Here is a 7,460-nt window from a genome sequence, read left to right as displayed (position 1 = left end):
GGTAATATCCTCGGCGCATTCGCCGCCGCATAAAACCAGCATGAGGTAGGATCGAAACAAATCACTGTAGGAATACTGTGCCTTAACTCCCCGAATGCCAAGCGTTTGGTCTATGGTGTCGTAAATAGAGGCCTCCCGGATAATTTTGTCTGCAAAATTTATTCCGCCAAAAGAGTTGATGGTGTCGCTAGAATATGTAATTTTCATCCGCTACGATGTTTTCACCTAAGTAGGTGAAAATATTTTAATCGGGAAAGCCTTGTGATGATTATTATTACAGGGGTTCCCGATTATTTTATGCTTTTATGTTGCGGATATAAGGTATAAAGGAGAAAAACACTCTGATGGCAGCCACTTGTGTAAAAGAAAATGCCAGCATACCTTTTTTCATCAGAATAAAAGAGCTTCCCCAAATTAGGGCCAGTAGAAGCATGGAACCCCATTGCCACCGCTTCTTCGAAAGGTCAAACATACCGTATCAATTTTGGGTAAAGTTAATTTTATTACAAATATAGACTGATGAAATGGCGAAGGTTAAATATGGAGTATGAATATTTGTCTGTAGCAATAGCTAATTGCTTTGTAATTCGATGATTATATTGAAATAAAATTGTCTGCATTCGAAAGGGTTCTGACAGCATACAACGATGAACCAGCGCAACCCTATTATTTTTTTCAGCGTGCCATTGACCCCCAACTACTTATTCCATTATTTAATTATTTTTGTTGCTCTCTAGCTTATGGAGTTGAGTAGAATGATGAACAAGCGCAGCACAAAATCGCTGGAAGAAGTACACTCCAGTGTAGATACTACTATAAAGAAAGGTTATTGGAGAAGGTTGTTTGCCTTTTTCGGCCCCGCATATCTGGTAAGTGTAGGATATATGGATCCGGGCAACTGGGCCACCGATATTGCCGGCGGAAGCCAGTTTGGATACACGCTTCTTTGGGTGTTGGTAATGTCCAACCTTATGGCAATACTGTTACAGTCGCTAAGCGCACGGCTGGGAATTGTGCGCGGACTCGATTTAGCCCAGGCCTCACGCGAAGGTTACCCCACATTTATCAATGTAATATTGTATGTTTTGGCCGAGGTGGCCATTGTAGCTTGCGATTTGGCCGAAGTGCTTGGAATGGCCATCGGACTAAAGCTGTTGTTTGGCCTTCCCATGGTGGTAGGAGTGCTTGTAACACTGCTCGACACCTTCCTGTTGATGTATCTAATCAACAAAGGAATGCGGGTGATGGAGGCATTTATACTTGCACTCATCTCAATTATTGGTGTAGCCTTTCTTATCGAAATGATTTATGCAAACCCCGATGCCGGCGAGCTGGTGAAAGGGTTTATTCCGTCAATTCCGAATGATGCAGCATTATATCTTGCAATTGGAATTATTGGCGCCACCGTAATGCCCCACAATCTTTACCTGCACTCATCGTTGGTTCAAACCCGAAAGTTTAATAGCGATAAGGGATCTATTCTGCAGGCCATTCGGTTCAATATAATTGATTCGGTGATTGCTCTCAACCTCGCTTTCTTTGTAAACGCAGCCATCTTGATTCTTGCTGCATCCACATTCTTCCGCAGTGGGATGTTTACGGTTTCCGAAATTGACGAAGCGTATAAGTTTCTGGCGCCGTTAATGGGCTCGAACCTGGCGCCAATACTCTTTGCCGTTGCACTAATAGCGGCCGGACAAAGTTCTACCATAACCGGAACGCTTGCAGGACAAATTATTATGGAAGGGCACGTAAATATTCGTATTCGGCCTTGGTTGCGGCGCATAATTACAAGGAGCTTTGCCATTATACCGGCCATTATTGTGCTTGTTATTTTTGGAGAATCCTTCACCGGACGGTTACTAGTGCTTAGTCAGGTTGTTCTGAGCTTGCAGCTGGGCTTTGCGGTTATTCCGCTAATTCACTTTGTGAGTTCAAAGAGTCGAATGGGCGAGTTTGCAATTGGTACTCTAACCAAAACGGTATCATGGCTCATTGCCTCCATCATATTAAGCTTAAATATTTGGTTGGTTTATGGAGCCATTGGCGATTGGCTCAGCACCACGGCTCATCCGGTTATCCTTGGGTTAGTAGTCGTTCCTGTTTCAGTCATTCTGATTCTTGTGTTGTTGTATATAACAGTAGAACCAATATTTATGCAAAGACGCGAAAAGAGGGCTTTGATACCTCACGTTACGTATCCTATTTCGCTCGAGCTTAAGCCGCAGTTTAAGCGTATTGCGCTTGCACTCGATTTCTCTACTTCCGATGAAGGTGTAATTAACTATGCCGTTTCCACGGGGCGTAAGGAGGCGGAGTATCTCCTTATTCACATTGTAGAGTCGGCGGGAACAATGGTATTTGGTAGCGAAATGCAAGACTTAGAAACAAAGCAAGATACAGAGCATCTCGAGAGCTATGCTGCTTTGCTCCGCGAACAAGGTTACACGGTCAATACTATTGTTGGTTTTGGTAGCCCCAAGCGTGCTATACCTAAGGTTGTAAATCAGTTCGAAGCCGATTTGCTTGTTGTGGGTGCCCACGGCCACAATGCACTATTCCAAATGATATTCGGTCAAACCGTAAACTATGTAAGGCGCAGGCTAAGCATCCCTGTGTTGGTGGTAAGGCATAAGGCCAAGGGGTAACATGGTTTCGTTTTAGTAATCTTGTTGTAAACTAATCCCATTGCAGAATGTCACGGGTTCAATGCGGCCCACTGTATTGTTTTGGTGGCCATAACTCGCGCAGCTGGGCACCCGATAGGACGTAGCAGGCGTAAAAACGGCGTCTGTTTGAGCGCAGCGAGTTTCGACGTTTTAGCCTGCAAGGACTTTTCGGGTCAGCGAGCGGGTAAGGCCTTGACTTTTTGCCTACTTTTTGTGTCAAGACAAAAAGTAGGTTGGGTTTGGGGCAACGCCCCGAAAGGGTAGCCATTAGCCGAAGGGCTAGTGGCTAACTATTAAAAGCTAATGATTGCAACTATGTCCATCCTCATGGGTATGGTCACAATTGGCGGTAGAATCGCCGGCTTCTCCACCAAGGAAGCGATTAAGTACGGTTTCCACTTCGCCCGAATATCCCGTATGAACAGTAATTCCATGGCTCGAAAGGGTATTTACCGCTCCGCCACCAATGTTCCCGGCAAGCATTGTTTTTACACCTTTTTCGGAAAGCACGCTAGCTATGTTCGATTTGCATCCACATCCATTGGGGGAGGCTACAATCTCTTTGCCGGCAATGCTGTTATCGCTGTTAATGGTGTATACCGTAAAGTATTCGCAGTGGCCAAAGTGACCATCTACCATATTCTCTCTCGAAGGCAATGCTACTTTTTTCATGTTATTGTGGTATTAAATTTATGTTTGTGTCGTGTTTACAGTGCTGATTTTCTTTGGAGCACAGGCAGCTAGTTTCGCCACAGCTGCTGCATTCAATTACCATATGAGTGTCTATTCCTGCAATCTGAAGACGCTTACCATTTACAAGCGCATCGGCTACAACTCCTCGCGCCGCAGAAAGTATGCGTCCAAACGTGGCTCTTGAAACTCCCATTCGTGTAGCTGCCTCTTCGTGGTAAAGGCCAAGATGGTCGGCTAACCGAATAGCCTCAAATTCGTCGAGATTAAGAGTTATTGATTGTGATGTACGTTTGCTCAAACCAAAGGGTGAGAATCCTTCTGAAACAGGGCTAATTGAAACTTTACGGCAACACTTCTTTCTGGGCATATACTCATTTGAATTGCACAAATATAAGCATATGCTCAATATGATGTTGCGGGATAGCAAAATTTAAATGCGGGTTAATCGAATAAATTTGAAGAAATAGCCTTGCCCATAGCCATCTTCAAATTTTGAAATCGTACAATTATCTGTTATTTATAGGCTTCCTCTGTATCGCCTGGACGAAGGAACGATTTGGGTAGCTTTACCTCTGCGCTTATTATCTCTCCAGTTATAGGATGCGGAAAGCTAAGGGAGAATGCGCAAAGCCTAATCTGACGCTTTATCTCCGCGCTGGCACCGTAGCGATAATCGCCCACAATAGGGCAGCCCATATCCGCAAGGTGAACTCTAATTTGATTTTTCCGTCCGGTATCGAGCTTAATCTCGAGAAGGGTATACTTGCCCTCCTGCGAAATGGTGCGGTAGTGGGTCTTGGCAAACTTGGCATTAGGGCTCTCGGAGCCGGAGTAAACTTTTAGGCTTACCGGATGCTCGTGAAGCCAACTCTCTATTGTTCCTTCAGGATCCTTAGGGGCATGCTCCACTAGTGCATAGTAGTATTTCTCAACGCTTTTCCAATTGTTTTTAAGCTGCTCCTGAACCTTTTCGCTCTTGGCAAGAATAAGCAAGCCAGTTACCTCCCTGTCGAGCCTATGCACAATAAAAATGCGTTCCTTCCCATTGGTGATCTCTTTTGTGTAGCTGGCCATCATACCAAAGAACGATTTCCAATTATCATCTCCAACGCCATGAGTTAGTATTCCCGCTGGTTTTTGTGCAATGAGCAGATCGTCGTCTTCGTAAAGAATAGGAAATGGAGCTTTAATTTTTCGAATTGGCTTTCCCTCTCGCTCAAGCGTAACCTCATCGCCTGGATTAACCATATAGCGAGGGTTATTTATTGCTTTCCCATTAATATGAATGGTGCTGTATTCCACAATTTTCTTTCCCTTTGTTTTCGAACCAAGGTTTAATTGTCCCATTACTAGGTCGAAAAGCGAAATAGGTTTATCGGTATGCAGCTTCATATGCGTTCGTGAGTGAGATTTGGCAGGCAAAAGTAATCATTACCCCGTTCAATTCCGCATTCCCTAGTCGGAGTTTCAAGATAGCTTAAGCCCAACCAGCGAAAACCTATGAGCTCGACATAGAAAACCCACCACACGTTAGATAACGTTGGTGGGTTTCATAAATGTCTCTGTTCTCTGATTATCGAATATTAGGTTGTGGCTTTACAGCATATCGAAGACTTGAGTTTTTATAGTAAAGCATCTTTTTACCATTATACGAAAGGCTATCGTAAGAGTAGGATGTACAGCAACCGTCATTTACGAGTTTGCAAGCAAAGTAAATAGTATCTGTATCTTGTTGGTTTAGGTATAGGTAAAACGTGTTAATGTTTTTACTTGCACTCACCACCGAAATATCGGTAGAAACCAGATAGTCTCCTTTCTCGTTGATGCGACCATACCCTAAGGCTACATTCTTTTTAATATCGCCATCGAAGTAGTAGAGTCTTATCGTATCCAACTTGTAAACCGATGGTATCAAGCTTGCTGTGTCTTTGTTCGCCAATAATTCCGTTGGCATTAGTGTAAAACCAAAAAGTGCAGGTCCACTAAAGCAATCGTTGCAATCATCATTTTTGAGGCAACTTTGCCCAATTATTACAGTTCCGGCAAGTAAGAATAGTAGTCTCTTCATAGCAGTAGTTTTTAGGTTTCACGCGAATATCAGCAAATAATATGCCGAAAGACTTGATTCCTTCGGCATATATTGAATTTATTATGTAAGAGTCGCATATTCCTCTCTCAATCATTTATGCTCACTTACTTACTTCTTTAAAAGGGCGATAATCTTTTCTAGCCACAGCGCATCAATCTCGTCGAAGGAGTTTAACTCTATACTATCCACGTCTAGCACGCCAATAACTTCATTATTGGCATTAAATACCGGCACCACAACTTCCGATTTCGAGCGAGAGTCGCAGGTAATGTGATTCGGAAACTTTTCCACATCGGGAACCAGTATTGTTTTTCGTTGGTTTACTCCGGCCCAACATACGCCTGTATCTTTCTTTAGCTCCATGCAAGCAACCGGACCCTGATAAGTTCTAACCACCATTCTACCATCTGGCGTGAGGCAGTAGAAGCCACACCAAAAGAAGTAATCGAATTTGTTCTTAAGCACGGCATTGATTGTGCACATCTGGGCTGTTGTATCTTCCGATTTCTTAAGGAGTTCAACTAATTGATCGTACACTCTGGAGTATCTGCCCTCCTTTTTTGCTTTATCCATACTCTGTTAGTTTTATTTACATGTAGTAGACAAATGAAGCAACAAAAGGTTAATCTTCCAAGCAAAATATTTTCTTAAATGAATCGCTTCCGTCGGGAAGTCCTCTCTTTTGCAAGAGATCATCGAATCAGCCAAATTAATTGTTTGATTGGTCTAAGATACATGAGGAGAAAGGTGTGCGAAACAAAGGAAGGACATCAAGACTCAGACACCAACGCATATATATAAAGTTCTATTGCCATGTGTTTTTTCAATCGTAACCGATTAGCTAGTATTCGGATCTTGGTTAACCTCATTTTCACTGTAACTTTACTTAATTCGGTTTTTAGTTATTTACTCTCTTTTTTCTAGAGGCGATCACTTGCCAAATTCGCCTTTTCAATGTAGTTGCAATGCACATTAAAACTATTGGGAATGAAGATGTATTGGATTAGTAAATGGGTATTAGGTTTTATCTTCATTTTTGTATGGGGTTGTTCTCCATCTGGATCAAATGATCAACCTTTTAACGAGTCACGAAAATATGGCATAAAGTCGGGGATAGTCGAATTTGCACCCATTGACATAATGGGGGTAGTAACTAAACGAACAATCTATTTCGACGATTATGGAAGCACGGAACGGGAGGAGACCATCGCCAAGGGGAATATCTTTGGTTTAACGAGCGAGTCTCATTCCATTTCCCTTGTAAAAGATGGATATGTTTACACTTACGATCTTCATAAACTTGAGAATGGCAAAGATATAACTTCAAAGGTTGTAACAAAAGCTAGGCTCGTTCCTTATATGCTGTTATCGTTGCAGCAGTTTTCTATCACTAAGGAGATGAAAAAGAACATTAGCTATAAAGAGGAGGGTTACGAGGTTGTAGCAGGTTTTCGGGGAAATAAATACTCAATATGCTTGAATAAGGACTTTCCAGAGTCCATAATCTCCGGTGTTCATTATAAGAATGTGGTGATGAAAACCCACCTTGGAGGCGTTCTGGTTATCGCCAGCCGATTCCAGGAAAACCCGCAAATACCTACATCCTTGTTTCTGCTGCCGAAAGGCTATACGGTTCACGATTTAGACGTAAATAACGAGGGGAATCCTTAGTGTCTTATTGCAATAGTTCGGTAATAACTAGTGTAAATATTTGACAATCAGAAAAATAGGCGTGAATAAATTTGAATAAGACCTTAGAAATCAGTATCTTAAAAGATTATTCCAGTAATTTTCTAAGCATGATTCCTAAGGTCAGTAATATTGTTAAGTATTACATATACAGCACATTAAACAATGACTGTTTTAATAAACTCAATAAAACTCGCAAAGATTTTGTTGTAAGCGTTCTTTGGCACATTTTGAGTATCAAAGGTAGGATAAATTTCTTACAGCTGGGTCGCTTTAGCCAATCTAGCGAACAGACCTACCGCAACCAGTTCGAGAAACCG

The 7,460-nt window shown here is 42.3% G+C and carries 8 protein-coding genes and 2 pseudogenes; 3 read left to right on the top strand and 7 right to left on the bottom strand.

Going from position 1 to position 7,460, the window contains the following annotated elements:
- Positions 1 to 207 (bottom strand): annotated as a pseudogene (locus BLS65_RS16750) (hypothetical protein); the annotation flags it as partial.
- Positions 208 to 295: 88 nt separating this feature from the next.
- A complete protein-coding gene (locus tag BLS65_RS18680; RefSeq protein ID WP_212590583.1) occupies positions 296 to 472 on the bottom strand; it encodes a hypothetical protein in 177 nt (58 codons plus the stop codon).
- Between the two features lie 268 nt (positions 473 to 740).
- On the opposite strand from BLS65_RS18680, the gene BLS65_RS16745 reads away from it, so the two are divergent.
- A complete protein-coding gene (locus BLS65_RS16745) occupies positions 741 to 2,648 on the top strand; it encodes an Nramp family divalent metal transporter (RefSeq protein ID WP_212590582.1) in 1,908 nt (635 codons plus the stop codon).
- 321 nt (positions 2,649 to 2,969) lie between these two features.
- Here the strand turns inward: BLS65_RS16745 and BLS65_RS16740 are convergent, their stop codons facing one another.
- The 5 genes from BLS65_RS16740 to BLS65_RS16720 all read right to left on the bottom strand — a co-directional run bounded on the left by BLS65_RS16740 (position 2,970) and on the right by BLS65_RS16720 (position 6,024).
- Positions 2,970 to 3,341 (bottom strand): NifB/NifX family molybdenum-iron cluster-binding protein, encoded by a 372-nt coding sequence (locus tag BLS65_RS16740; protein WP_092440958.1) that lies wholly within the window; start codon positions 3,339 to 3,341, stop codon positions 2,970 to 2,972.
- A 1-nt stretch (position 3,342) separates the two neighbouring features.
- The gene (locus tag BLS65_RS16735; RefSeq protein ID WP_092440957.1) at positions 3,343 to 3,729 is read right to left on the bottom strand and encodes a DUF134 domain-containing protein; all 387 of its coding nucleotides are present in this window, start codon (positions 3,727 to 3,729) and stop codon (positions 3,343 to 3,345) included.
- 146 nt (positions 3,730 to 3,875) lie between these two features.
- Entirely contained in the window at positions 3,876 to 4,754 is an 879-nt protein-coding gene (locus BLS65_RS16730) for an RluA family pseudouridine synthase (protein ID WP_092440956.1), read from the bottom strand.
- A 181-nt stretch (positions 4,755 to 4,935) separates the two neighbouring features.
- Positions 4,936 to 5,430, bottom strand: a complete 495-nt coding sequence (locus tag BLS65_RS16725; RefSeq protein ID WP_092440955.1) for a hypothetical protein — start codon at positions 5,428 to 5,430, stop codon at positions 4,936 to 4,938.
- 129 nt (positions 5,431 to 5,559) lie between these two features.
- Complete coding sequence (locus BLS65_RS16720) at positions 5,560 to 6,024, bottom strand: GAF domain-containing protein (protein WP_092440954.1); 465 nt, start codon at positions 6,022 to 6,024, stop codon at positions 5,560 to 5,562.
- 414 nt (positions 6,025 to 6,438) lie between these two features.
- Here BLS65_RS16720 and BLS65_RS16715 point away from each other — a divergent pair, with 414 nt between their 5' ends.
- Entirely contained in the window at positions 6,439 to 7,122 is a 684-nt protein-coding gene (locus BLS65_RS16715) for a hypothetical protein (protein ID WP_092440953.1), read from the top strand.
- Between the two features lie 128 nt (positions 7,123 to 7,250).
- Positions 7,251 to 7,460, top strand: a pseudogene (locus BLS65_RS18675) (hypothetical protein); the annotation flags it as partial.

The organism is Williamwhitmania taraxaci, from assembly GCF_900096565.1.
GTDB lineage: Bacteria > Bacteroidota > Bacteroidia > Bacteroidales > Williamwhitmaniaceae > Williamwhitmania > Williamwhitmania taraxaci.
This window is presented reverse-complemented; position numbering and strand designations above follow the sequence as displayed.